The sequence below is a fragment of the Phyllobacterium sp. 22552 genome, from assembly GCF_052044585.1.
In the GTDB taxonomy this organism is placed as follows: domain Bacteria; phylum Pseudomonadota; class Alphaproteobacteria; order Rhizobiales; family Rhizobiaceae; genus Phyllobacterium; species Phyllobacterium ifriqiyense.
On record NZ_JBQENG010000001.1, the window covers coordinates 786,740 to 807,168 of the forward strand.

At 50.6% G+C, this 20,429-nt stretch carries 31 protein-coding genes and 2 tRNA genes; 18 read left to right on the forward strand and 15 right to left on the reverse strand.

What is annotated here, in order from left to right:
- The first annotated feature begins 25 nt into the window (after positions 1-25).
- The 4 genes from ACTJI9_RS03885 (at position 26) to ACTJI9_RS03900 (ending at position 3,556) form a co-directional block, all read left to right on the forward strand.
- Complete coding sequence (locus ACTJI9_RS03885; RefSeq protein ID WP_440806105.1) at positions 26-2,362, forward strand: hypothetical protein; 2,337 nt, start codon at positions 26-28, stop codon at positions 2,360-2,362.
- Between the two features lie 147 nt (positions 2,363-2,509).
- Positions 2,510-2,761 (forward strand): hypothetical protein, encoded by a 252-nt coding sequence (locus ACTJI9_RS03890; protein ID WP_440806107.1) that lies wholly within the window; start codon positions 2,510-2,512, stop codon positions 2,759-2,761.
- On the forward strand, positions 2,745-3,359 hold the full coding sequence (locus ACTJI9_RS03895) for a hypothetical protein (protein WP_440806110.1): 615 nt from the start codon (positions 2,745-2,747) through the stop codon (positions 3,357-3,359). Before ACTJI9_RS03890 ends, ACTJI9_RS03895 begins: the two co-directional genes overlap by 17 nt.
- On the forward strand, positions 3,359-3,556 hold the full coding sequence (locus ACTJI9_RS03900; protein WP_440806112.1) for a helix-turn-helix transcriptional regulator: 198 nt from the start codon (positions 3,359-3,361) through the stop codon (positions 3,554-3,556). Before ACTJI9_RS03895 ends, ACTJI9_RS03900 begins: the two co-directional genes overlap by 1 nt.
- A gap of 36 nt (positions 3,557-3,592) precedes the next feature.
- Here the strand turns inward: ACTJI9_RS03900 and ACTJI9_RS03905 are convergent, their stop codons facing one another.
- A complete protein-coding gene (locus ACTJI9_RS03905; protein ID WP_440806114.1) occupies positions 3,593-3,979 on the reverse strand; it encodes a hypothetical protein in 387 nt (128 codons plus the stop codon).
- A 31-nt stretch (positions 3,980-4,010) separates the two neighbouring features.
- Here ACTJI9_RS03905 and ACTJI9_RS03910 point away from each other — a divergent pair, with 31 nt between their 5' ends.
- Positions 4,011-4,241, forward strand: a complete 231-nt coding sequence (locus ACTJI9_RS03910; RefSeq protein WP_440806116.1) for a winged helix-turn-helix domain-containing protein — start codon at positions 4,011-4,013, stop codon at positions 4,239-4,241.
- Here ACTJI9_RS03910 and ACTJI9_RS03915 read toward each other — a convergent pair whose 3' ends face one another.
- A complete protein-coding gene (locus tag ACTJI9_RS03915) occupies positions 4,242-4,466 on the reverse strand; it encodes a helix-turn-helix domain-containing protein (RefSeq protein WP_440806118.1) in 225 nt (74 codons plus the stop codon).
- A gap of 90 nt (positions 4,467-4,556) precedes the next feature.
- Here ACTJI9_RS03915 and ACTJI9_RS03920 point away from each other — a divergent pair, with 90 nt between their 5' ends.
- A complete protein-coding gene (locus tag ACTJI9_RS03920; RefSeq protein WP_440806121.1) occupies positions 4,557-5,036 on the forward strand; it encodes a hypothetical protein in 480 nt (159 codons plus the stop codon).
- Positions 5,037-5,131: 95 nt separating this feature from the next.
- Here the strand turns inward: ACTJI9_RS03920 and ACTJI9_RS03925 are convergent.
- Positions 5,132-5,206: transfer RNA gene (locus tag ACTJI9_RS03925), tRNA-Asn, on the reverse strand.
- Between the two features lie 164 nt (positions 5,207-5,370).
- On the opposite strand from ACTJI9_RS03925, the gene ACTJI9_RS03930 reads away from it, so the two are divergent.
- Together ACTJI9_RS03930 and ACTJI9_RS03935 are read left to right on the forward strand one after the other, a co-directional pair.
- Positions 5,371-5,688: a hypothetical protein gene (locus tag ACTJI9_RS03930; protein WP_115052900.1), complete on the forward strand. Its 318-nt coding sequence runs from the start codon at positions 5,371-5,373 to the stop codon at positions 5,686-5,688.
- Between the two features lie 184 nt (positions 5,689-5,872).
- Positions 5,873-5,946: transfer RNA gene (locus tag ACTJI9_RS03935), tRNA-Cys, on the forward strand.
- A 31-nt stretch (positions 5,947-5,977) separates the two neighbouring features.
- Here the strand turns inward: ACTJI9_RS03935 and ACTJI9_RS03940 are convergent.
- From ACTJI9_RS03940 to ACTJI9_RS03955, 4 genes are read right to left on the reverse strand one after another with little or no spacing between them, the layout of a single operon-like run.
- The gene (locus tag ACTJI9_RS03940) at positions 5,978-7,153 is read right to left on the reverse strand and encodes a tyrosine-type recombinase/integrase (protein WP_440806124.1); all 1,176 of its coding nucleotides are present in this window, start codon (positions 7,151-7,153) and stop codon (positions 5,978-5,980) included.
- Positions 7,150-7,395, reverse strand: a complete 246-nt coding sequence (locus ACTJI9_RS03945; protein WP_440806126.1) for a hypothetical protein — start codon at positions 7,393-7,395, stop codon at positions 7,150-7,152. Before ACTJI9_RS03945 ends, ACTJI9_RS03940 begins: the two co-directional genes overlap by 4 nt.
- A 4-nt stretch (positions 7,396-7,399) precedes the next feature.
- Entirely contained in the window at positions 7,400-7,555 is a 156-nt protein-coding gene (locus ACTJI9_RS03950; protein WP_440806129.1) for a hypothetical protein, read from the reverse strand.
- Positions 7,552-7,902 (reverse strand): DUF968 domain-containing protein, encoded by a 351-nt coding sequence (locus ACTJI9_RS03955; protein WP_440806131.1) that lies wholly within the window; start codon positions 7,900-7,902, stop codon positions 7,552-7,554. The genes ACTJI9_RS03950 and ACTJI9_RS03955 overlap by 4 nt, the downstream gene beginning before the upstream one ends.
- A gap of 397 nt (positions 7,903-8,299) precedes the next feature.
- Between ACTJI9_RS03955 and ACTJI9_RS03960 the strand changes: the two genes are divergently transcribed.
- On the forward strand, positions 8,300-8,827 hold the full coding sequence (locus ACTJI9_RS03960; protein ID WP_440806134.1) for a DUF4376 domain-containing protein: 528 nt from the start codon (positions 8,300-8,302) through the stop codon (positions 8,825-8,827).
- Positions 8,828-9,045: 218 nt separating this feature from the next.
- On the opposite strand, the gene ACTJI9_RS03965 is transcribed toward ACTJI9_RS03960, so the two are convergent.
- Positions 9,046-10,179, reverse strand: coding sequence for an acyltransferase family protein (locus tag ACTJI9_RS03965; RefSeq protein ID WP_440806136.1), 1,134 nt, complete (start codon positions 10,177-10,179; stop codon positions 9,046-9,048).
- A gap of 146 nt (positions 10,180-10,325) precedes the next feature.
- Between ACTJI9_RS03965 and ACTJI9_RS03970 the strand changes: the two genes are divergently transcribed.
- A complete protein-coding gene (locus tag ACTJI9_RS03970) occupies positions 10,326-11,123 on the forward strand; it encodes a class I SAM-dependent methyltransferase (protein WP_440806137.1) in 798 nt (265 codons plus the stop codon).
- Between the two features lie 54 nt (positions 11,124-11,177).
- Here the strand turns inward: ACTJI9_RS03970 and ACTJI9_RS03975 are convergent, their stop codons facing one another.
- Positions 11,178-11,372, reverse strand: a complete 195-nt coding sequence (locus ACTJI9_RS03975) for a hypothetical protein (protein ID WP_440806140.1) — start codon at positions 11,370-11,372, stop codon at positions 11,178-11,180.
- Between the two features lie 580 nt (positions 11,373-11,952).
- On the opposite strand from ACTJI9_RS03975, the gene ACTJI9_RS03980 reads away from it, so the two are divergent.
- The 5 genes from ACTJI9_RS03980 (at position 11,953) to ACTJI9_RS04000 (ending at position 14,856) form a co-directional block, all read left to right on the forward strand.
- On the forward strand, positions 11,953-12,798 hold the full coding sequence (locus tag ACTJI9_RS03980) for a glycoside hydrolase family 108 protein (RefSeq protein WP_440806142.1): 846 nt from the start codon (positions 11,953-11,955) through the stop codon (positions 12,796-12,798).
- Positions 12,795-13,073 carry a hypothetical protein gene (locus ACTJI9_RS03985; protein WP_440806144.1) on the forward strand — a complete coding sequence of 93 codons (279 nt, stop codon included), beginning with the start codon at positions 12,795-12,797 and terminating at the stop codon, positions 13,071-13,073. The genes ACTJI9_RS03980 and ACTJI9_RS03985 overlap by 4 nt, the downstream gene beginning before the upstream one ends.
- Before the next feature lie 112 nt (positions 13,074-13,185).
- Complete coding sequence (locus ACTJI9_RS03990) at positions 13,186-13,551, forward strand: DUF1515 family protein (protein ID WP_440806147.1); 366 nt, start codon at positions 13,186-13,188, stop codon at positions 13,549-13,551.
- 70 nt (positions 13,552-13,621) lie between these two features.
- Entirely contained in the window at positions 13,622-14,479 is an 858-nt protein-coding gene (locus ACTJI9_RS03995; protein WP_440806149.1) for a tetratricopeptide repeat protein, read from the forward strand.
- 152 nt (positions 14,480-14,631) lie between these two features.
- Positions 14,632-14,856, forward strand: coding sequence for a hypothetical protein (locus ACTJI9_RS04000; RefSeq protein WP_440806152.1), 225 nt, complete (start codon positions 14,632-14,634; stop codon positions 14,854-14,856).
- 46 nt (positions 14,857-14,902) lie between these two features.
- Here ACTJI9_RS04000 and ACTJI9_RS04005 read toward each other — a convergent pair whose 3' ends face one another.
- Positions 14,903-15,826, reverse strand: a complete 924-nt coding sequence (locus ACTJI9_RS04005) for a hypothetical protein (RefSeq protein ID WP_440806154.1) — start codon at positions 15,824-15,826, stop codon at positions 14,903-14,905.
- 304 nt (positions 15,827-16,130) lie between these two features.
- On the opposite strand from ACTJI9_RS04005, the gene ACTJI9_RS04010 reads away from it, so the two are divergent.
- From ACTJI9_RS04010 to ACTJI9_RS04020, 3 genes are all read left to right on the forward strand, one after another.
- Positions 16,131-16,358 carry a hypothetical protein gene (locus tag ACTJI9_RS04010; protein WP_440806156.1) on the forward strand — a complete coding sequence of 76 codons (228 nt, stop codon included), beginning with the start codon at positions 16,131-16,133 and terminating at the stop codon, positions 16,356-16,358.
- Positions 16,359-16,503: 145 nt separating this feature from the next.
- Positions 16,504-16,872, forward strand: coding sequence for a hypothetical protein (locus ACTJI9_RS04015; RefSeq protein WP_440806158.1), 369 nt, complete (start codon positions 16,504-16,506; stop codon positions 16,870-16,872).
- Between the two features lie 96 nt (positions 16,873-16,968).
- Complete coding sequence (locus ACTJI9_RS04020; protein ID WP_440806161.1) at positions 16,969-17,379, forward strand: hypothetical protein; 411 nt, start codon at positions 16,969-16,971, stop codon at positions 17,377-17,379.
- A gap of 90 nt (positions 17,380-17,469) precedes the next feature.
- On the opposite strand, the gene ACTJI9_RS04025 is transcribed toward ACTJI9_RS04020, so the two are convergent.
- The 5 genes from ACTJI9_RS04025 to ACTJI9_RS04045 all read right to left on the reverse strand — a co-directional run bounded on the left by ACTJI9_RS04025 (position 17,470) and on the right by ACTJI9_RS04045 (position 20,256).
- Positions 17,470-17,748, reverse strand: a complete 279-nt coding sequence (locus tag ACTJI9_RS04025; protein WP_440806163.1) for a DUF982 domain-containing protein — start codon at positions 17,746-17,748, stop codon at positions 17,470-17,472.
- Positions 17,749-17,821: 73 nt separating this feature from the next.
- A complete protein-coding gene (locus tag ACTJI9_RS04030; protein WP_440806166.1) occupies positions 17,822-18,133 on the reverse strand; it encodes a DUF2695 domain-containing protein in 312 nt (103 codons plus the stop codon).
- Between the two features lie 591 nt (positions 18,134-18,724).
- Positions 18,725-19,264, reverse strand: coding sequence for a hypothetical protein (locus ACTJI9_RS04035; RefSeq protein ID WP_440806169.1), 540 nt, complete (start codon positions 19,262-19,264; stop codon positions 18,725-18,727).
- A gap of 324 nt (positions 19,265-19,588) precedes the next feature.
- Positions 19,589-19,942 carry a hypothetical protein gene (locus ACTJI9_RS04040; RefSeq protein ID WP_440806172.1) on the reverse strand — a complete coding sequence of 118 codons (354 nt, stop codon included), beginning with the start codon at positions 19,940-19,942 and terminating at the stop codon, positions 19,589-19,591.
- 14 nt (positions 19,943-19,956) lie between these two features.
- Positions 19,957-20,256, reverse strand: coding sequence for a hypothetical protein (locus tag ACTJI9_RS04045; protein WP_440806174.1), 300 nt, complete (start codon positions 20,254-20,256; stop codon positions 19,957-19,959).
- Between the last annotated feature and the right edge of the window lie 173 nt (positions 20,257-20,429).

Below are 20,429 nucleotides of genomic sequence, written 5' to 3' on the forward strand. Positions count from 1 at the left end.
GCAGCGGTTGAAAGACCGCTTCAAATTGTCGGGCATGGTCACGATCACGCCGTCCGAACGCTTTACCCCTTATACTCCTGTCGTTCCCACGACTGCGTTTCCCGTCAACTTCCCGATCTTTGATCCGGATGACGTCAAGCTGCTGCTCAACGGCGAGGAAGTCACCGGCATTACGGTTACGGCAACCTTCATCGAGGGAATAGCCACGGACGCCGTAGTCAATGTTATGGGTTCTGGAATCATCGGCGAAGTGATCGTCGTCGGTGTACGGATGCCGCGCCGGACTGATCAATATCAGGCCGGCAGGCCTCTCACTATGGGCGATCACAACTACTCCCTGAACCGCCTGACTATCGAGAATCAGGAGCAGCGTCGCGATTTATCCAGGTCCCTTAAATTATCAATCGGGGCGGGAACTATTCCTGATTTGCCTACGGCGGAAGCTGGGAAAGTCCTTGGTTGGAATTCGGACGGAACTGCCATAGTTAATAGAGATGCTGTGTCAGCAGGTGCAGCAGGCGCAGCAGGCGCAGCAATTTTGATGTCGGAAACGGTTGAACAAGTACGGGATTATCTTGACCTTGTTCCAGGCCTAGACGTTCAAGAGCATTCTGACAATCTCGACATTTTTGCTGGTATGGAACTGGGGGCAGCTGGTCTCGCTAACCTCTTGGCCGAAAATTACACCGAGGTGTTGGCGACACCTGTTAATGGCACGGTTACTGACGCGAAACTCGCATCTGCATTGTCCAATAGCTTGGTCACAGTCTGCGCCAGTGCCGCTGCTGCCAAGGCCGTTGACACAACGCGTTACACGATGCTGTTTCGCAAGTCTGCCACATCCGGCGCATCGCGCATGTTTGGCTGGAGAACAGGCGACTATACCGCACGCATTGCCGCCGATACCACAGGAGCTATTTTCTTCAAGGCGGATGCCATTGCCGCGTCAGCAGGCGCTTGGGTTGCGCTTGATGGCGGGTGGGCGCTCGGGCAATTCGACCCGCTCTGGTTTGGTGCTGTTCCTGATTGGGACGGCTCAACCGGAACGGATAATGCTGCAGCATTCAATGCCATCTATGCCATGCGGACAGTCCTGCCGTTGATGAATATCAAGATTGGCGCCGGGGCATATCGCTTCGCCTCACGCCTATCGTGGGCCTTCACCTCCGGTCAGCATTGTACAATTACCGGCGCGGGTTGGGATGTAACGCAGCTTGTGTGGAACATTGCCAGCGGGGGGATTGCGATCAGCTATGAAGGCGATGTGCGCCAGAACGGCAGTTCGCTCAAGATTTCCGATTTCGCCATCATCACCAATCAAGCCCCGGCATCTGCCGGCACCGCACTGCAAATTACTAATACTCCGTTCGCGGAGGGCATGACACAGCCTGGCCCGACAATCCAAAATGTCATGGCGCGGGGATATGACAGCACCTTTGGATGGGGTAAGGGTTTTGATTTCGTCGATTGTTGTTCCACTAAAGTTTCCAATTGCTGGGCGCTCGGTAAGGCATCAGATTATACGATGATCGGTTTTGATGTCCGTGGTGGGGCGCTTAACCGCTGGTCCGATCATACGTTCGAAGGATGCCGAGCATACTGGTATGACAAGGCCGTCCGGATGGCGAACCTTGGAGAAGGTATCGTCATCGACAAAGGGTTGTTTGTTGCTGGCCGGGTCGGAGTTTTTGACGCTGGCGAAGCTGACCGTCCGTTGCACCTTTCGGTTACAAACACGCATGTTAATGCCGATACGGCTGGGATTCAGTCCTTTGGAGGCGGCGCGCAGGCACTCCTTAGCGGCAACTTGATTTACGAATGGGTCAACAATACGGGGGCGTGGGCCGGCATAAGTTTGGCTGACTACACCGAAGTCACAGTGACAGGCAACCAGATCACGGCATGGCCGCTTACTCGTACTAAGGTGGGTATCCAGCTTGGCAATGTGACGCGTGGCCTCTGCACTGGCAACATGGTGCGTGGTGTGACCGATCCATTGACAAAGGGTATCGTCACATCCGGAACGAATGTTATTGTTGATGGAAACCTTTACAGCAACTGTACGGTCAGAAACGACAACAGTGCAACGCAAAGCTATACGTGCAGCGAAAAATCATGGGGATCAGTGGATGTTGCCTTTACCGGTAATGCTTCGTTGGTGGCCAATGTCCCGCACAATATGGCGCAAACTCCCAATTGGGATCGCATCACGGTTTCGGCCCGCTTTGTCAGTGGTGCAGCGACCCTCACTGTCAATCATATTGGTGCGCCGACAGGATCAGTCGTCCCTGTGGCCTTCACCCTCAGTGGCTTTGTTAGCTCAGGTACCGCCCGCATTAACGTGAAGTGCGAAAAAGAATAAACAATATGGGTTCGACCCATTGATAACGGCAATCGTCACGCTTTAGCCACGCGCCGCCCACCATGATTGCCGTTTAGCTGGGCAAGCACGCTGTAAACCTGTGCTTTGCAGCGTCCGCGCATTTGTTGGAGATTGATCTCTATAGTTATGGAGATCGATATGCCGGTCACAGAAGATCAATTAAAAGTTCGACAAGCGGAAATACACAATCGCATTGATGTGATCGTACGCGAGCGGATTGAATGCACCCTCGCTGGCACTCCTTTTGTCAATGGCGGCGAACTTTCCCAGCTGTATTCCGAAGCTACCGCGATCAGCGAAGCCTTGCCTATTGCGCGCGAGCGTGAAGCCACCAATCAAACCAGCACTGAAGGAAACGCCAATGAACGCCACGGTTGAATCACTTACCGCGCAAAAAACAGCACTCAAAACCGAATTCGATGGTTTGGTAAAAAAGCGTATTGCCGCCACGAAATCGGGCAAAACCTTTGACGGCGGCACTGAGCTTCAGCGCATCCAAAGCGAAATTGCGGTGATCGATGAGGCTCTGCCAGTTGTCCAGGCTGAAGAGGACGCTGAGTACGAGCGTGAGCTTGCGGAACTTCAAGAACTCCAACTTCAGCAGAAGAAAGATGTTCTACAAGACGAAAATAAGCGTCGTTCCGTTTGTATCAAGCTTGCAGAAGAGCATGCTGCGATGATGGTTGGCTTTATCAGTGAGGCACTTAAAACGGTGGACCAAATAGACAGTTCATACCGTAGTCTGGGAGTTCCTCACGAAAACCTGCGGATAAACACCGAAGACCGGCTTGCAGCACGGCTTTGTCGCAAGCTTTCCAAAATCCATTCAAATTGGGGGACACGAAATACGTTCGGCAACCTAAGTTGGGGCAATGAACAGCCTCGCGAAGAAAGCTGGGTTGACGAAGAAGATTACCAGTTCAATCGGCAGATCGACGGTGTTCTCAACGTTCTTAAAATGAAAAAGGAAGGCTAATGGCAGCGCCCGATAAGTTTCTGTCCGGCCCGGCTGTGCGAAAGCGTTATGGCGTTAGCGCACAGTCACTGCACAGGTGGATGAATGATTCCGATCTGGCGTTTCCGCGACCCATGCTGATCAGGCGCAAGCTTTATTTCAAGGAAGCGGATCTACTTGCCTGGGAAGCAAAGCATTCCGTCTCCCTGGATATTTAACCGACGCTTCTGATAACCAACCAAGGTGCCGGGGAATTAGTTTCCTCGGCGTTTTGCTTCTTCATACTCAGCGACAATTTCTGCATTCATTTCCGTCTGACGATCATCAGAGAGAGCATCGAACCTTCGTTTAGCGCGCTGCGCCACAACTTCGATTTCTGGTTTGATTAGATCAAACGGTTCCTCGACTCCCCTTAGTGTATATTCTGCCGAAGTATCATCCGACATCAAGCGTGCAGCGGTGTTTTTCTCATCTGCTGCCCAATCACGGTAAGCCTTAATGAAAATCGCCTCTAACCCCTTGATTGGGATTTTAGCGTACTTCCGGCCGCGCTCGACATAGGACTGAACTCTGTTCAGACTGCCAGTCGCAATCGCATGGTGAGCAGCGCTCTTCGCGTACTCTTCATCATCATTTGACATCGTTCACTCCCAACCTGATGAGCACACATTAATGGCAAACTATCTATTCATGACAGACGCCGAGATCGCGAAAGTACTTGGGCTAGGCACTGAAGAATTCAAAGCTACTGCGATAGTACTGGAACGAGAAGGGTTTCCCTTCCCAGATCCACTATTCAAGCGCAGACGCTATTGGCCCGCCGTTAAAGCATTCTTTGACCATCGATACGGTCTATTGCCCGAACGTCCTTCAGTGACCATGGATGGCAAAGAAAATTGGTAATTATTTCTTTCTCAATCGCACGCCTGCGCCTTCGCCGTTCTCAGCAACGAAGATAACCCCGGCATTTTCCAGTGCAGTTGCGATGTTCAGTACGGTTTCGTCTTTCAACTTTTCACCGCGTTCAAGCCGCGCAATCGTATCGGGTGAAACGTCTGCTAATTTTGCCAAATCTCTGACACCTAGACCCAACGCGGCGCGCGCCATCCTACATTGCAAATCAATCATTTCAGAACACCGTTACGATTTTAGTTGACGAAAAGTTAAAACCAACGTTATCGTATCACTGTTACGATTTTCTTACTAGGAGATAAGATCATGCCGAAACAATCGATTCCGGCCACCGCCGAAGGTTTGCCGTCAGCATACTTGAGCACGGCTGAGATAACTCGTTTCTATGACGACATTTGCGGCCTTTCATCCATGACAAAAGCCTTAGCTGACATGCTCGACCAATTGCATCCCGGACAGTCTGGACAATACGAGGTAGGGCAGGCGTCGTTCGCGTGGAATGATGTTGTTTCCCGAGCGGCACGCCTTGAGGTTGATTTCAGCAAAGCAATTCACCAAAAAGCGACCGCTAATTCAGATGCCCCAAAACGTCCCGTCCAGTGCGATCTAATCGACGGCATGGATATGCTGACGCGAGCGAGGGATTATTTCGAATTATTGCTGATGGCTTCCGAGCGGATTACGGAGGATCGCGAAAGAAGCGCCTTCACTACAGTACTCGATCAGGGAATCATCTGTTTGAGTGACGGGATCAGTTACGTCTGTGAAGCGCGCTACAAAGCATGAGCATTGGAAAGTGCTGATTGTTGCCCCAAGTGTTGCCCCAAAGTCCCTGGAAAAGCAAAAGGCTTAGCGATTTCTCGCTAAGCCTTTGAAGTGACTGGCTCCCCGGGCCGGATTCGAACCAGCGACCAACCGGTTAACAGCCGGTTGCTCTACCACTGAGCTACCGGGGAATAGCTTTTCAGTCATCAGCGAGGTGGCCTATAGCAAAAGGGTTTCGCTTTTGCAAAGGACCATTTCACTTTTTTTCACTTAATGTGCACAACAAAACGCTGGCATCAGCAAAAACACTTCCTACATCAGGGCTATCCCGTCCAATGAAGCAGAAGGATTTTGAGTGTCCGACGGACCTAAACAGACCGATAACCTTGGCGATCACGCCGAAAAGCCTCACAGGCGACGGCATATCCGCATTCTCGGACGGCACATACCCGTGCCGCAATCGGTGGCAATGCGTCGCACGCTTGGCGGAGGGTTGGTTGCGGGAGGCATATTGGGCTTTCTGCCCGTGCTTGGATTTTGGATGGTTCCTTTAGGCCTCGTTGTGCTCTCACAGGATTCGGCCATCGTCCGGCGCAAACGCCGCCAGCTCGAAGTCAAAATTCTGCGCCGCTGGAAAGCCAGCCGGTTTGGCACAGACAAAGACAAAAATTGACGCTGCTTACGGGCACTCTGTGCCGAAGTTGTGCTGTGTGAATGCGGCCTGTCTGTGAATCAGTGATTTTAGCTGTTGCAGCACAAAACAAAAACGACTATTCAGAACGCCGCGAGTGACCGAGTTCAGAATGAAAATGCGTCACTTTTATAAGTAGTTAATTCCATTAGCTATTTGCAGTTGAGGCCTCGTGGCGGAGTGGTTACGCAGAGGACTGCAAATCCTTGCACCCCGGTTCGATTCCGGGCGAGGCCTCCAACGCCTAAATTCCCGAGCATAAGTACCTGACTTATAAGGCTTTTTTCTCAGGTGTGGCAGCTTGGGACGCCACCACACCTTCAGGGTGTGGCAGCTTGTTCTCTATTTCACCCCAATTGATTTTCGAAACGGCTTGCACGGCGAGCTTCGCACGCTGCGCATTGCGGGTATAAATCTTTGACGTTTTTGGGTCAGTCCAGCCAAACATTCCTTCAAGCATTAAGTCGGTAGCTTCGTTCTCGGCCATGTTCGTAGCCAAGCCCTTGCGTACGCTGTGAGCGGACAAATGTGGCAGGCCAGCCTGGGTAAACCAATCAGAAACGCGATTGCCTAATCCTTTGATTGAGTAGGCCTTGTTATGCTCGGAAATCATGTAAGCCATCCCTTTGAGTGGATGGAGTTTTAAAACCGCATCTAAAATGGGATGAATCGGTATTTGTAGAATGACGGGTTTTCGGTTGCGGTTCTTAAAAACCTTGAATTCGAGCTTGTCCCCCCGCCGATGCTGAGGGCCGATCTGGGCAAGATCGGAGACGCGAACGCCCGTGAACATTAAAAGTGAAATCGCCAGAACTGCTTTTGAAGCTTGGCCATGATATTCAATGAATTGGCTGATTTCTTCCATGCGCGCAGTTGCATGTCCATCCGTTTGCTTGCGAAATGATGCGACCAGCTTTGCAATATTCTGCTTTACCAAAGGTTGGGGCTTCGCAGACTTGCCAGCTTCAAAAACCTGTCGAAGTATTTTTAACCGTTCGTCGGCGGCAAAGGGAGTTTCTTTTTTTCGGTCTCGCAGCACTTCGATGTTTGCCGCGTCGAGGATAGCAATCGGCATATAGGCGTAAAGACGCTTGTCGGTCTTGGATATTGGCTCCAGCAACATACTGTCGATAATGGCTCGGCGCTTGGCCTGAGTTGTAGAATCCAAGCTTTGAAAAGCATTGCTTTGCAGATAGTGCGAACAAAGAAAGTGAAAGGTATTCGGTCGGGCCACGCCTGGCAGGGTCAATTCATCCGATACAGCAGCTTCTGCGATGATGGTGCCATTTCGGGCTGCCCAGTACGCTTTTGAGAACTCTTCGCTGTGCGGGTTATCTGGAAGTCGACAAATCCTTTGACCATTGATCCGGAAATAATATCTCAACTTACCGTGTCGAGAACGGTTCGTTTCGATAAATGGCTGATCAATTGTCGCCAAATCGTTCATACCGATGCCCTCCAGCTGGATACATCGGCCTCTCTTTCGCCATCTACAGGCCACTCTGCCATGGCCGCTTCGATTTCAGCTATACGCCAAAACTTGCGCGTATGCCAAATCCTTGCTGGGGGAAGTGCTCCTTCTTTCACCATGGCGTCGACTGTATTGGGTGCGACGCCCATTGCTAACGCCACTTCCGTGCGGTTTAGGCCAAGGCGTGGGATGTTTCGAGTTGTTTCGGTGCGAGCCATCGTTTCACCCCTGCAGTTTCAAAAGGCGTTCCTTAAGGACTTTCACCTTTGTGACTTTGCCTGCTTGTTGCTGGTTTGCTTGTTGGCGAGCATCGGTTGGACCTTCGGCATCGACATCAATGAATGAGCCGGATTCGTAATGGACGCGGAATGTCGTCATGACTGCTTCCTCGCAATGCTACGGATGATGACAAGGCCCATGTCAGTGTCGCCGGAAACGCCATGGAGGGCCGCTGCTACCTTCAGGGGATCAATGCCGACGGAATTCCAGTAGGCGCGCTCGTCGCCCATTCTGTGCTGTTTGGCGTGTTCTTCCCGGCATAGTGGGACCGTCCAGCGGTCATCAGCCTTTTCAGACTTGCCGCGCTCACGCTTTCCATAGGCTGGATCGGTGTAACTGATATGGGCTGCTTCAATGGGACGGTGGCCCGTCACTATGCACGGGAGCTCGTGTAGCCATTTCAGATGATCAGCATCCTTGACGGACGGGCGCTTCTTACTGGTCACTGGTGACATGCTGAAAGCAGTGCGCTCTCGGAGGACTCGGAAGCCAGCCATCAATTTGCCCTCCGCGAGCGCTTCACTGCGCGTTCAACCATTGCGCAAAGCTCGGCTTCCATCTGGGTGAAAACTCGTTCATTTTGGGCCCGTTCGATGCGAAGGCGCAGATGCGTTGCGTCGTATTGCGTCGCAAGTTTCCGCGATCTGCGCACTTCATAGGGAGCGTGGAGAGGGATCGAGGTCATGATGCGATTTTCCCCATTGCCCGATAGTTGCTCTGACAGGTACGCCACGCTTCAATCATGGCTTCGCATTTGCTGCGCTGATTTCGGTATTCTTCATCAGCTTCGACAGCGGCATAGAAGCGCTCGCATGCGATAGCGTAATCCTCCGAAAGCAAAGCTTGGGCAAACGCAAGCGTCCAGATCACGAAATTGAGGCGCGCTGGCGTGAACTGGCAGTCTTGAAACAGGCTGTACCCGCCGATGCTATCGCGATAACACAGGCACAGTTCGATGATCTTTTTGTCAACCAATCCACTCGCAAATGGCAGGACGGACATGTTGTTCCCTACGAGCCCCCTGCACCGGAGATTACAGCAGATATCATCAACGCAGAGCGTCAACGCCGCATCGAGTCTGGCAAAGTCATTTCTGGCGTCCTAGTGACCGGACGGGACAATGACGCCCGCAACCTGCAAGCGCTTCTCAGCGTGGCTCAAATCCGCATGGCCGGGGGCGATACCGAAACGGTCACCGTGTTCCGCGACGGCAACAATGTCGATCATGAGTTGACGCCCCCGCAGGTCGTCAACGTGTTCCTGCAATCCACCGCGTTTGTGTCGGAAGTCTACGCCGCGTCGTGGAAGCTGAAGGTTCTCGATCCAATTCCGGCAGACTTTGCCGATGATAACCACTGGCCTGATGGCTGATCTCAGCGACCCGCTGAGCCAAAGAACTTCCCAAATTAAAGGACATCGCTCCCCATGAAAACGCTTTGGGAGGTCCAGAACTGGCTAAATCCGATGGCGTACAGTTCGCAGGCTGTGGCGCGAACCCTTCGATAACAGTGGCGGCGCACTTATTTACAGGCCTCGGGATACCCCTCGGTCAATATGGAGGTGACGAAATTACGATACGCCAGCAACTACTATGCAATGCTACCTGGCCGGTCAGATAATCGTACGTCCACGGGTATAGCACTTATCGGAACCGGAATTTGGTCGGGCAGTGCAGGGAGTGGGCGTGCGAGAAACGACTTTCCTAGTCGCTCCATCGGCTGCTCAACCTTTTTATACAAGAGTTGCGCAAGAGGAACGACAATAGCCCCAGTAATGCCAAGGCAACCTGCAAGACTAATTATTATTGGCAAACCCAGCCCGTACACAAATTCGTAGGCCGGACTTAGCAGGAATACTATTGGTGCGTGAATCAGGTAAACTGAGTAGCTGATGTCGGCCAGCGAACCGAACACTTTGCTTACGAATGGCCGCAGTGGAGTCACGCCTAGACCGAGGAATACCGATCCGTAAAAGCTTGCCTGCCAGTAGTAGTCGTTGATTAACGGCATAGAGCCACCACTGATCAAATAGGCTAGGCCGACAATTCCAATCGCAGTCAGTGCTATCCCAACCAATTTGGTGTAAGTATTGGCTACCCTTGTGGTCAAAGCTCCATATACATCAAAGACCACCATACCTATTAAGAATACAGGCAGATGCTTTACGATGGAATATTTGAAGAAGTCGGCGGAAACCAATTCGGCGAACTCTGCTGCTGCAATGATAGATATTCCGAGTGCGATGATTTTCTTGACGGGCGTGTTTAGAACAAAAAACAGCAGCGGGAACATGAGGTAGAACACCATCTCGACGCCGATAGTCCAGCTTGCCCAGACAATTCCTTCCTGAGTTCCGGGTGTGAAATTAAAAGTGAAAAGCAGGCTATTCAGGATAGAGAGTGGGCCATGCCAGACCTTGAAATACAGGCCGTGGAATACCAGCGAAACAGCCAAAATCAGATAAAACAGCGGTGCAATTCGAAACAACCGACTGCCGTAGAAGCTCTTGAGTGGACTGCCGTTATTGAGGTGTCGGCCCATCGTAAGGCAGAGAGAGAAAGCGCTCAGCAGGAAAAACAGAGTTACGCCGGATCCGCCATACAGAATAGTTGAGGACGCCCATTCAGGGAGAACGGGTTTAAAATTTGGCACTAGAGCCATGTGGTACACAACCACGTAAAATGCAGCAAAACCGCGTAAGCTTGCCAGAAACCCTAACCGCATGATGTGAAGTATTCCTGCCCCAATGCGATGCCTTCGTACATTGATTTACCGAAACAATCAATTGATGCATCAAGCTTCGTTCTTGCAGGGATCAATCTTAGGCTGTTAGGGTGCGATCATAAATGCGAGACAACCTTGGGGGAACAATGGATAATTTTATTGATCGAGTCCTAGCTAGCGTTGAAACGAATGACCGGGATTTGCCGGGCTTTCCGCCGGCGGAAGTGCAGGCTCGATTTGTGGGACGGAGCGGCCGCGATGCGCTTAGCGAGGTCTTGCCATTCGTCTCGCTTATTCAGGACTATTCGTCACCTTCGAGCAGTACGCAAGTGCTGGATTTTGGGTGTGGATGGGGAAGGATTGCTCGTTTCTTTCAGAACTCTGTAGATGCAGAATCCCTGAAACTGGCCGATGTCGATCCAGAAGCGTTGAATTGGTGCAAGGACAGCGGGGTAAAAGGGACAAGGTATCTCTTGGAACCGACCGGAAAGTTGCCGTTCGATAACAATTCCCTCGATGTCGCTTATTCCTATTCTGTGTTTTCCCACCTGTCGGAAGGGTCTGCAGTCCACTGGTTGAATGAGTTGCATCGTGCGCTTCGGCCAAACGGGATATTGATCTTCACCACTCAGTCTATGCGGTTCTTACAGTTGGTTTTGGCCTGTAATCAAAAGGCAGACCCGAGCGCGATGGAAGCCAGCATTGGAACATACATGGGACAGAATCCTCAAAAATCTGTCGAACAGTTCCAGTCCGGGAAACATGCGTATTCTGATGTGAATGGCCTTGGTGGAGGCGGGGTGTTAAGCGGGGACTTCTATGGGTGGGCTGCCATCCCTCAGAAATGGTTTGAAAACCACTTCAGATGGGCATTTCACGTTGAAGAGTACATTGATGACCCAGCTGTACTTGAGCAAGCCATTTACGTTGTGCGTAAGAAATAACCGGCGACGGGGAAAGTCGGAAGGGCAGCCATAAGTTAACTGTCCTTTCTCCGCCTATTCCTCGAATAGCGGTTTCCCTCTAATCCCTTTTTGCAACAGGGCTTTGTTTTCTGCCGACTGGTCTTTCCATTCTGTTGGTTTACCTTCTACAGCGTACGTGATCGTGTCTCTTAACTCTCTTGGAGTGACATGTTCATTCAAAAGGGGCCGGACAGCGGCGTAAAGTTTATCAATAATTCTTTTTGACATAATACTCTCTTCGAGTGCCGTTTTATGGGTGCCCGAGGGCGTTGCCAGTTATGACAAATTAAGTACGGCCACAAGATGGCGGTGTGGGTAATACCTATCCATGACAAAGAATAATCATGAAACTGGCAGCAGAAATGCTGCGCCAGATCGCAGGTGAGGAAAATCCCAGCGCCAATAAGGGCTAGTTAAATCAGCGCTGGGATGAGGCCAGCTCGGGGGCGCTGGTACAAACCAGTAAAATGCAACTGTGTGAAACGATCAAGACAGGCGGCCTAACTCAATGTGTTTAGGTCCGCTGCAGACCGGGACCGGTTTCACCTGCTTCCTACGACAGTTTGACCCCATCGTGAGCACTTGCGCTAACACGGTATCCCGGTTCGTGCTTAACCGAGCAAAAACGACCCAGAGTAATTGACGCGACGCATAACAATGCGACTGCCAGCAAATATGGCCAAACCCGAGTGAGATAATGTTTGTATTCCGGGTCCATACTCCCTGATCCCTGGCTTACCAGTCTGCATCAGAGCGTCTGATCCAGCAATAATCAAATAGTTCTAGATTCAACCTTAGGAAAATCATCATGAAAGCGAAGTTTCCCGCTGCGCTCGCGGCTGTGCTTGTCCATGAGGGCGGTTATTCAAACCATCCTTCCGATCCTGGTGGCGCTACAATGTGGGGCGTCACACAGCGGGTCTATGATAATTACCGTAAGTCGCAGGGCAAGAAGCCTCAGCCGGTGAAGCAGATAAATTCGGCCGAGCGAGATGCGATCTATCGCAATCTCTACTGGTCGCCAATCAAAGGCGACAAGCTCCCGGCCGGAATTGATTACGTTGTCTTTGACGGGGCCGTGAACAGCGGCATATCGCAAGCGGTCAGATGGGTGCAGCGCGCTCTTGGAAACGCCTACAACGGTGCGGTTGATGGTGTTATGGGCGAATTAACGGTCAAGGCAATCCAAGCGGTCAATGATCACGATGCGCTGATTGCCAAGATACTCGACCGGCGTCTTGCCTTCCTCAAAGCGTTGAGGACGTGGAAGACGTTCGGGAAGGGTTGGGGTAATCGTGTCGCCCAGGTAAAGAAGATCGGGCAGGCATGGGCGTCAGGCTCAGTCGGTCCGGCTCCGGTATTCGTCGCTGACATGGATGCCAAGGCATATCTTGTTGATGCTAAGACAGCGCCGGGCAAAGGGCCTGCAGATGCTGCTCAGGGTGGCGGCGTCGTCTCGACTGTGGTGGCTCAAGCTACCGAACAGCTTACGCCGCTGACGAATATCGACTTTGTTGCCAAGGCGGTTGCTGCGCTAACAATTGCCGGTGTCGTCATCTTTCTTGGCGGCTTTGCTTATCGCTACTGGTCAAAGAGGAAAGAAGCCGAGCTTCGTGATGCGCTCGATCTGCCAAGCAGTGCGGTGCCAGCATGACCGCGCTTCTTGCCCTGATACCCGGACCAATCAAAACCGCTCTGATCTGGGCACTTGCAGCGTTTGTGCTTGTATCCGGCTCATTCCTCTACGGTAAGCGTGAAGGCCGTCAGGATGTTGCTGTTGAGCAATTGCAATCAAACATCAAAGCAGAGCGCGAAAGGATCGATAGCGATGCGAAAGTACAAAACCTCAGTGATTACGACTTTTGTGTTCAGTCTCTCCGTTTTCGCAGGATGCCAATCGAACCCTGCGAGCAGTTGCGCGGGCTTTAGAGCCGTCAATCTCAATCCGGCGGCTACTGTCGCAGTAATTCAACTGGACCGCCCCGGTGCCGAACGTATCGAGGGCAACGATCAGAATGGCACAAGGCGGAGATGCTGGTAGATGGCTGCGGCAAGTAATAATGACCTGTATCGTGCAATTGGCATTCTAACTGCCACAGTCGAGGGCCTACGCCGAGATATAGATGCTTCAGAGCGAAGAGCCGGCGCTGAAAACCGGGAGGCCGATGAAAAGCGCGCTGTTGTGCATCGACGGATGGATGAGCTCATAGGAGAGGTTGGTGGCATCAAAACAGACATAGCGGCCATCAAGGATGATGTTACGGACGCTAAGGCTGTCACCGATGATGTCAAACGTTGGCGATTGATGGGAATCGGCGCGTTGGGAGTTGTCGGGATCGGCGGAACCGCACTTGGCGTCAGCCTAGCCAACTCTTTCGAATGGCTCACCCGCGTATTACATAAATAGTCGTAGTGCCAGTTTGACTGCGATGAATGGTGTCATTATCCTGCATGAGCATCATGGCATTGGGGGAATAATGAATTTCACAGCGTCTTCCATCGTCTCGGCAATTTTCTTGATGTTCTCTTTCTCGTTTGAAGCAAACGCACTAAGTCCCGCAACTGAGCATCTGCTACGCACAAAACAATACGAGAAGGCAATGGTGCGCCTGGAACCACTTGCCAGACACGGGGATGCAGAGGCGCAGGCCTATGTTGGCTATCTTTACGAAGGTGGATTTGGAGTTTCCCAAAGCTATTCTGATGCTTTCAGCTGGTACGAAAAGTCTGCCAAAAGCGGAGATCCCCACGGGCAATATGCTACTGGTCGACTTTACGCGCACGGGTACGGTGTTAGCCGAGATGTTGCTAAAGCAATTGCATTTTATAATGCATCAGCTGACGAAGGTTTCATTCCAGCCCAAACAATGCTGGGCATTTGCTATGAGATTGGCAATGGGGTTGAGCAGAATTACGAAACTGCGGTTGGTTGGTATAAAAAGGCGGCAGGAAGTGGTTCGGCACAAGCGCAAAACAACCTTGCTGGTTTGATTATCCACGGGCAAGGAATAACAAAAGATATTGTGTATGCAGTTTCGTTGTTTCGCAAGTCTGCTGAACAAGGCTACCCGAATGCCCAGTCTAACCTCGCTCGGATGTATTATTACGGAGATGGGGTGCCTCAGGATTATTCTAAAGCAGCAATGTGGTTTCAGAAGGCTGCAGAACAGAATTTGGCAATCGCGCAGTACAATATTGGTACACTTTATCTGAAAGGATTAGGGGTGCCGCAAGACATCTTGAAAGCTAAAGAGTGGATCGCCAAGGCGGCATCGCAGGGATTTCCTGACGCTGTCAAAGCAATGCAGACATTAGGAGAAGGTGTGAAACTTTAATGGACGTCATGTAGGCAGGTATTAGATCGGATCGAGCGGATATAACGGGATCGTCGTTCTGTTAATCCGCGCGGGTTACAACGATCATTTAATGTCTGTTCCTTTGTCTCGCTGGCTGTCATATCTGCTCCGGTCAAGATCAAGAGGAAAATATGGCATTTAATTTTTCAAGTGAAGACTACAAAAACTTAGACAAACTGATCGATACGCTTCTGATTAAAGCGAAGAACGGAGAACATGACATCGGGACCGTTCGGGGCGCGATAACTCATATCATCTCAGCTGCCGCGCAAGATAATAAAGAGGAAGTTCTTAGTTGGGTGCGCAATCCTGCTACACTAGCAAACTGGGAAGATGCATCGAACGATCTTCTTTAGTTGATCAGCCCCGGTTTCCTCGCGGATGCCGGGGCTTTTTGCGTTATTATTGAGGTTTGGGCAGAGACTTCGGTTTGAACGCTTCGATAGCTTTGGTGGCAATCGCAGGTTTTACCTTCCCGAGCTTAGCCTGATTCTGGAGGTATTCCGGTAGATGCGTCTCGATGTAGGTCTTCCGGAACCAACTACGAAATTCGCCAAGTGCATCGTCGGGATAGCAGAATGGAGTTTGCGGGTTAGAAAGGGCCTGCGGGAAATAGACCGGATAGTCGTGAAGATATTGCTTCCGCTCTCCAAACAATACTTCAAGGCTCTCGGTCTTCCAATGCTTAGCCCACCGCTGTCCGACACTGATGTCAGGGACGATGTGAGGGCCTACATCCACACCGGCATTGATCATTGGGACGATCATTCCGGCGATTTCCTGATAGATACTGAAATAACCCGTAGGAACTGCATTCGCTACCAGACTAACGCGATCATGGAACTGTTGCCAAGCAAGACTTACTTTCCCGTCAGGGTTATATCCAACTTGGGCGTAAACGAAGTCTGTAAAGCCCTTTTTGGCAAGCGTGCGAAAACTGTTGATAGCATGCGCATTGTTGGCCGAGGCCTCAAATGCGTAATACTCCAACGTGGCCATACAAACGTGCGCTGGAATGGCGTGATGGACAGTACCGTTCTTCACAACAGCATGGAAAAACACTGTGTCGTCAAAGCCTTGGGCCTTGATCATCGACCGAATCTTTTGTTCGCGCCCTTTTGTAGGTTGCTGGCCCCAGTCGGTGGTGAGCTTTACCAGGGTCGTATGGTCGATACCGCACATACGAGCCAAGCCACGAAGAGTCAGAAACGGCGTGCCGTCCCCAAGAACGCCCATACCTACGCCATCAACTTCCGCTTCGACAACGATTTCGAGATCGAACGCTAGCTGAGACGTGGTGGTGGTCAAACCATTTTCGGATGTCATTTCTATTAGCCTTTTCAGTTGGTTAGGGTGGTGACCAACTTGGCTAGCAATCTTTCCCAAAAGTCTTATCTTAAGGGGGGTGAAGAGCGGATAGCCAAGTTGTTGTTCGACTCGCGAAAGCTGCTTTCCTTGGCCGGGGGCAGCTTTTCGTTTATCGAACGTTAACCATACCAGTTTTCACACCCCCTTGCTATCGTGATCACAATTTACTGGTGGATAGCTGAGCTTCAGTCGCTGCTCGCTTGACTGGCTTGGAACCGATTCGTTTTCTCGCTATTGTGCTTTCCTTGTAGGAGTGAGTGCCATGAGTATCGCATCCCCTCGATATAACTACGAAGATGAAAAGCAGCGCGAAGCCGAATGCCGTGAGGCAATGAAAGATCGGTTCCTTGACAAGGTTTCTTCGAAAGACATGTACGCTATCCACCAAGAAGCCATCAAAGCCGGTTGGGGCTTGCCGGAGGTGCAGCGGGCTATTGATGCGCTCGTGCTGGAAAAGGCAAAGGAGTCAGGTGAGGACCTGCCCTGCTAGGCCCTTCGTCGCATTTCCCTTACGCCACTTCCGCAGCTTGGCGTGAACGGCTGGCGGACCATAGCATTTCGATTGTAGAGTAGCTTTGCCTGTGCTTACTGTGCGCCTAATGATATTCATTATGGAGCTTGTTAAAGAGGCTTAAATGTCAAAGATTAATTGGAAAGAAGTTTTTGCCGACATAATTGGATATCGAGATCATCGGAAGTTGTATTTTTATGACGAGCTTTTCAAATTTCAAAATTGGGCCATACCGATAGGTTTCAGCGTGCTGATGGTCGTTGTGTTTTATGTTTTTGAGCCACCTGAATGGTTTATACTTACTTCGCTTTTTGTTTCTGCATGGTTATGGCATTCGTTGGTCCAAGGCAAATTGTTTACGACCAGCCACCTTCCAATAGAAAGTGATGAAGACGAGGGCAGTGGCGAAACGGGAGAATCTACTGGTCTCGGTAACGCGACTGGAAACGGCAAAACGCCTGCACGTAAACATCAGCTTCCTTGGCAGCTTTAATCAGAGCCGCTCTGGCCTTCGGGACGGGGTGGCGTTTTTTGGAAGTCAGTTGTGTTTTCATCCGTGCCTTTGCCCGTCCAACGAAAATGGAACCGAATGACAAAGCACATTGTTATGCTGATCGCTGCTCTTTGCTCTTATTCGTTTCCGTCGAGCGCAGACCAGAAAGTCAATCATGTGAAGGCGTGGATCGTTAAGCTTGATGAAGCTCCACTGGAAGCCATTGTCGATTGCTTGCCGCAACAAGATTGTTTGTTCAAGGTTGGCGAAAACTTCGAGGTGAAGCTCACGTATCGACAAGATTCGCTCTATGCCGTTAGTACATTGGCTTACGGATTGCCCACGGATGGGCCCGATTGCTGCTCCTTCCAAGGAAATCAGCGCGAGTCATTGTTAGATGTGCGAAAAGGGTATGCTTTTTACGATCTTTATTTCCATCGACCAGAAAACCTCTCGCTTCGAAAACCCGGGAGGTTCGGAAGGCTTTACATATCGATTATAAACTAACCGACGACGCAGGCGCGGCCTTGCCCGGAGGAGCGGACTCGTTCCCACTCCATTGAGACCCAGCCCACCAGCATGTGAATCAATTTCGGCTTACGCCCGGCGCCGTATCTTTCCCTTGCGCCACTTATCAACCTTGCCGGTTGAAGGCGGGCGGCCAACTGCCTCGACGTAAATGTCAGCTTCCTTGGCGGCCTCGATGAAAGCCATGCGCGCAACGCCGGGTGACAGCTTCCCGTCATAACATTCCAGCAGCGCATGCTTGGCGATATCGAGCCTTTCAGTATCCGTGCCAGGCCACTCATTCACAATGAACTCTGCGGCCTGCATGATGGAGGTTATTACCTTCATCTTGCCGAGTTGGCGGGTCATTACGGTTACTTCTCTGAAGGGTTTATCTTCCATGAGTCGGTGAACGACTCTTGCAGGGAACCAGTTCCGCTGATCAGGCTCGCCCTCGATATTGATCCCAGTGATCGTAAGTGTTGCCCAGTATCTCGCAATCGCAATAGCCGCCATTAACTTTGCACCAGTCAAGCAAAGTACGAGATTGCTCTGGTGACAACCGCATGTTGGCTATTACGCTGTTAGCGTGGCGCTGGTCGTGTGAGCAGCCCACTTCCGACATCAAGTCATCTAGTTCGGAGAAAAACCGATCCAACTGAGCGTTATCCAACGGAAACTGATTGATTGCCTTCTCCGCTTCCTGAGCCTTCCAGTTTTTGAGAAGAGCTTTCTTCGTGTCCTTGTCAGTCATGTCCCCTCCAGCACTATGTCGTTGGCACTTAGCGACTAAGCAAAACCTGTTCCTGGTGTACAAAGAATATGGACGTTATTGGAAGCGTAAGAACTGCGATCAATACAGTGGAGAGAATTGGTGCATTCTGGTCCCACAAAACCCATCCAATCAAAGGCGCTATGACTGCAGGCACTCCGACACAATAAACCCTGTGCCACGCGTAGAAGTGGCGCGGGAAAAGTGCTGTCAGCAACACTAATGTCACAACTATCGGAAAGGTCAGAAGGAACACCCCATGTGAAACGAAGAGGGTATAACCTCCAAATTGATAGGCATTGAAAACAGCGACCAAAACCAGAAAAACAAAATAAGACTTAAACAACGGCCAGATTAGCATCAAACGAATAGGTCGCGAGATTGCAACTGAAGTTTGTTTATCCATTTCCATTGCTTTTGCGTTCCCCGCAATACCAACTGATCCCGTAGCGCCCTGAGAACCCAAAGCTGCCCCAAGCCTTGCAGTCTTTATGATCGCACCAATGCTCGAACAGTCCGGCAGGTGCGGATTCGATATGTGCAGGGTATTCTGGCTTAGGCGAGAGCGGTGTTTCAGACATTGGGTCCGCCATACTTCTTGTGATGATAGCTGAGTACGCTGTAGAGAGTATAAGCCGACATGCCGGTCAGAAGCTCTGGAATGATGGTGGCAAGAACGCCTTTTCTAAAATTGCGCCATCTCGTCGTTTTGACCTGACGATGTAGTTTGGGCGGTAGAGTTCCATCGAACAAAAGTTCGATTCTCTTCACAGGCGTCCATCTATATGGCTGGCTCACGTCAGTCATACTAATGGAGGATATTGCGGACCAAGGTATTATCTCTTTTCCATATGACCGTACGACTATCCCCTCTTGGCTGATTTTCAACTCATAACCCGCGATGAATGGTGGCAATATGAGAAACGGGTATGATATCGCAATAAACATCAAACACAGTGCCAATAGTCCAAACAGAAATGGTGGGAGACCGGGGGGTGTTTGCAAATACCCCAATGCAACAGCAGAAAAATATGTACCAAGCAGACCAATGGTAAAAAGAGTGATGAGTGCGCGCGCCGGTGCCATTCGTATCTTGATCGGTGTTTCAGACATCAGGCTTCTTTACGGTTTGGTATTTTCGCTCTTCAGATCAATCAAAATACTTTGCAAAGATTTTATAGCGGACTCTACATTTTCTGGGGTAAGTATGTGAGTGCGTGTAATTTCATCTGCAAGATATATGTACAGGATTTTCTTATGAGAGGTGTTCTCTGTAACAATGCTTATCGAAGAGAATTCAACTTGATTTATATCCTTAAAGAATTCAGTTCTAACAAACTTGTACCCATATTTTTTGAAAACACCTCTGAGTATTTGCTTAAGCATGATTTTGTCCATCCAATAAATACGGCCTGCGTCGCTTAGGCAATATAACCTTCATGTGCCATCGCCCTCAAATGCTATCTCGTTGTAAGCGGGTTCGTTTGCAGCCGCATTGGTATAGAGAACGTGCAGCTCACCCTCGGTTTCATCCGGCACGCCTGTGAAAATGTAAATTTCGCCAAGTTCGGGATGATTGGCCCGGACAGCCTCAAAAGGAAACTCGGTCGGATCAGCAGACTCGGCAATGGTGATATTCTCTACGATTTCCTCGCCGTGCGATACGACATTGAATGAACCGGGCAATTCCTCAACATCGGTCATATTCGCTTCGACTTCTGCCATATAATCTTCATCGAAATAGCTCTCGATGCTGTAGTTTTTACCGCGAAATCTGACTTTCCAAGGCATGACGGCTTCTCCGATTAGTTTTCAACCACCACTGTTCCGTCGATGTCATTAAACTGGAAAATTTCAGGTGATGGTGAAGTTGGGTTACGAGAGATAGCAATCGTTGATCCATTGTTGAAAATTATCGTGAACATGTCTGAATCTTCAACAAAGTCGGAGACTGCCATATCCAGTTCACCCGCTTTCCAATTGATGGCGGTTTCAGTGTAAATGCCAAATCCACTTCCATCAGCAAAATCCAGATTTAACTGGTTGAATTCCATTGTTGCGAAGCGCTTGAACTTCTTGCCTATGAGCCGATCCCTCAATTGCATTTGGCATTCCTCCTAGAGCAAAAGCGGCTCTTCCTCGATCTTCTTTGGCGGCGCTAAAACAATCAAATCGCTGTCAGGCAGAGGGCGCTGCAACTGAAGCGTTTCCTCAGCCGGAGCGTTCATCCAGATATCAAGCTCTTCGCGTGTGCGCAGTATGACGGGCATTGCCTTGG

Coding starts and splice junctions, on each gene's coding strand:
- ACTJI9_RS04015 (WP_440806158.1), top strand. CDS start 16,504: ATGTCAAAGATTAATTGGAAAGAAGTTTTTGCCGACATAATTGGATAT.
- ACTJI9_RS03965 (WP_440806136.1), bottom strand. CDS start 10,179: ATGCGGTTAGGGTTTCTGGCAAGCTTACGCGGTTTTGCTGCATTTTAC.
- ACTJI9_RS04025 (WP_440806163.1), bottom strand. CDS start 17,748: ATGACCCGCCAACTCGGCAAGATGAAGGTAATAACCTCCATCATGCAG.
- ACTJI9_RS03900 (WP_440806112.1), top strand. CDS start 3,359: ATGGCAGCGCCCGATAAGTTTCTGTCCGGCCCGGCTGTGCGAAAGCGT.
- ACTJI9_RS03940 (WP_440806124.1), bottom strand. CDS start 7,153: ATGAACGATTTGGCGACAATTGATCAGCCATTTATCGAAACGAACCGT.
- ACTJI9_RS04030 (WP_440806166.1), bottom strand. CDS start 18,133: ATGACTGACAAGGACACGAAGAAAGCTCTTCTCAAAAACTGGAAGGCT.
- ACTJI9_RS03970 (WP_440806137.1), top strand. CDS start 10,326: ATGGATAATTTTATTGATCGAGTCCTAGCTAGCGTTGAAACGAATGAC.
- ACTJI9_RS04045 (WP_440806174.1), bottom strand. CDS start 20,256: ATGCAATTGAGGGATCGGCTCATAGGCAAGAAGTTCAAGCGCTTCGCA.
- ACTJI9_RS04005 (WP_440806154.1), bottom strand. CDS start 15,826: ATGACATCCGAAAATGGTTTGACCACCACCACGTCTCAGCTAGCGTTC.
- ACTJI9_RS03920 (WP_440806121.1), top strand. CDS start 4,557: ATGCCGAAACAATCGATTCCGGCCACCGCCGAAGGTTTGCCGTCAGCA.
- ACTJI9_RS03910 (WP_440806116.1), top strand. CDS start 4,011: ATGGCAAACTATCTATTCATGACAGACGCCGAGATCGCGAAAGTACTT.
- ACTJI9_RS04040 (WP_440806172.1), bottom strand. CDS start 19,942: ATGCCTTGGAAAGTCAGATTTCGCGGTAAAAACTACAGCATCGAGAGC.
- ACTJI9_RS04000 (WP_440806152.1), top strand. CDS start 14,632: ATGGCATTTAATTTTTCAAGTGAAGACTACAAAAACTTAGACAAACTG.
- ACTJI9_RS03950 (WP_440806129.1), bottom strand. CDS start 7,555: ATGACGACATTCCGCGTCCATTACGAATCCGGCTCATTCATTGATGTC.
- ACTJI9_RS03945 (WP_440806126.1), bottom strand. CDS start 7,395: ATGGCTCGCACCGAAACAACTCGAAACATCCCACGCCTTGGCCTAAAC.
- ACTJI9_RS04020 (WP_440806161.1), top strand. CDS start 16,969: ATGACAAAGCACATTGTTATGCTGATCGCTGCTCTTTGCTCTTATTCG.
- ACTJI9_RS03975 (WP_440806140.1), bottom strand. CDS start 11,372: ATGTCAAAAAGAATTATTGATAAACTTTACGCCGCTGTCCGGCCCCTT.
- ACTJI9_RS03995 (WP_440806149.1), top strand. CDS start 13,622: ATGAATTTCACAGCGTCTTCCATCGTCTCGGCAATTTTCTTGATGTTC.
- ACTJI9_RS03990 (WP_440806147.1), top strand. CDS start 13,186: ATGGCTGCGGCAAGTAATAATGACCTGTATCGTGCAATTGGCATTCTA.
- ACTJI9_RS03895 (WP_440806110.1), top strand. CDS start 2,745: ATGAACGCCACGGTTGAATCACTTACCGCGCAAAAAACAGCACTCAAA.
- ACTJI9_RS03905 (WP_440806114.1), bottom strand. CDS start 3,979: ATGTCAAATGATGATGAAGAGTACGCGAAGAGCGCTGCTCACCATGCG.
- ACTJI9_RS04035 (WP_440806169.1), bottom strand. CDS start 19,264: ATGTCTGAAACACCGATCAAGATACGAATGGCACCGGCGCGCGCACTC.
- ACTJI9_RS03915 (WP_440806118.1), bottom strand. CDS start 4,466: ATGATTGATTTGCAATGTAGGATGGCGCGCGCCGCGTTGGGTCTAGGT.
- ACTJI9_RS03980 (WP_440806142.1), top strand. CDS start 11,953: ATGAAAGCGAAGTTTCCCGCTGCGCTCGCGGCTGTGCTTGTCCATGAG.
- ACTJI9_RS03890 (WP_440806107.1), top strand. CDS start 2,510: ATGGAGATCGATATGCCGGTCACAGAAGATCAATTAAAAGTTCGACAA.
- ACTJI9_RS03985 (WP_440806144.1), top strand. CDS start 12,795: ATGACCGCGCTTCTTGCCCTGATACCCGGACCAATCAAAACCGCTCTG.
- ACTJI9_RS04010 (WP_440806156.1), top strand. CDS start 16,131: ATGAGTATCGCATCCCCTCGATATAACTACGAAGATGAAAAGCAGCGC.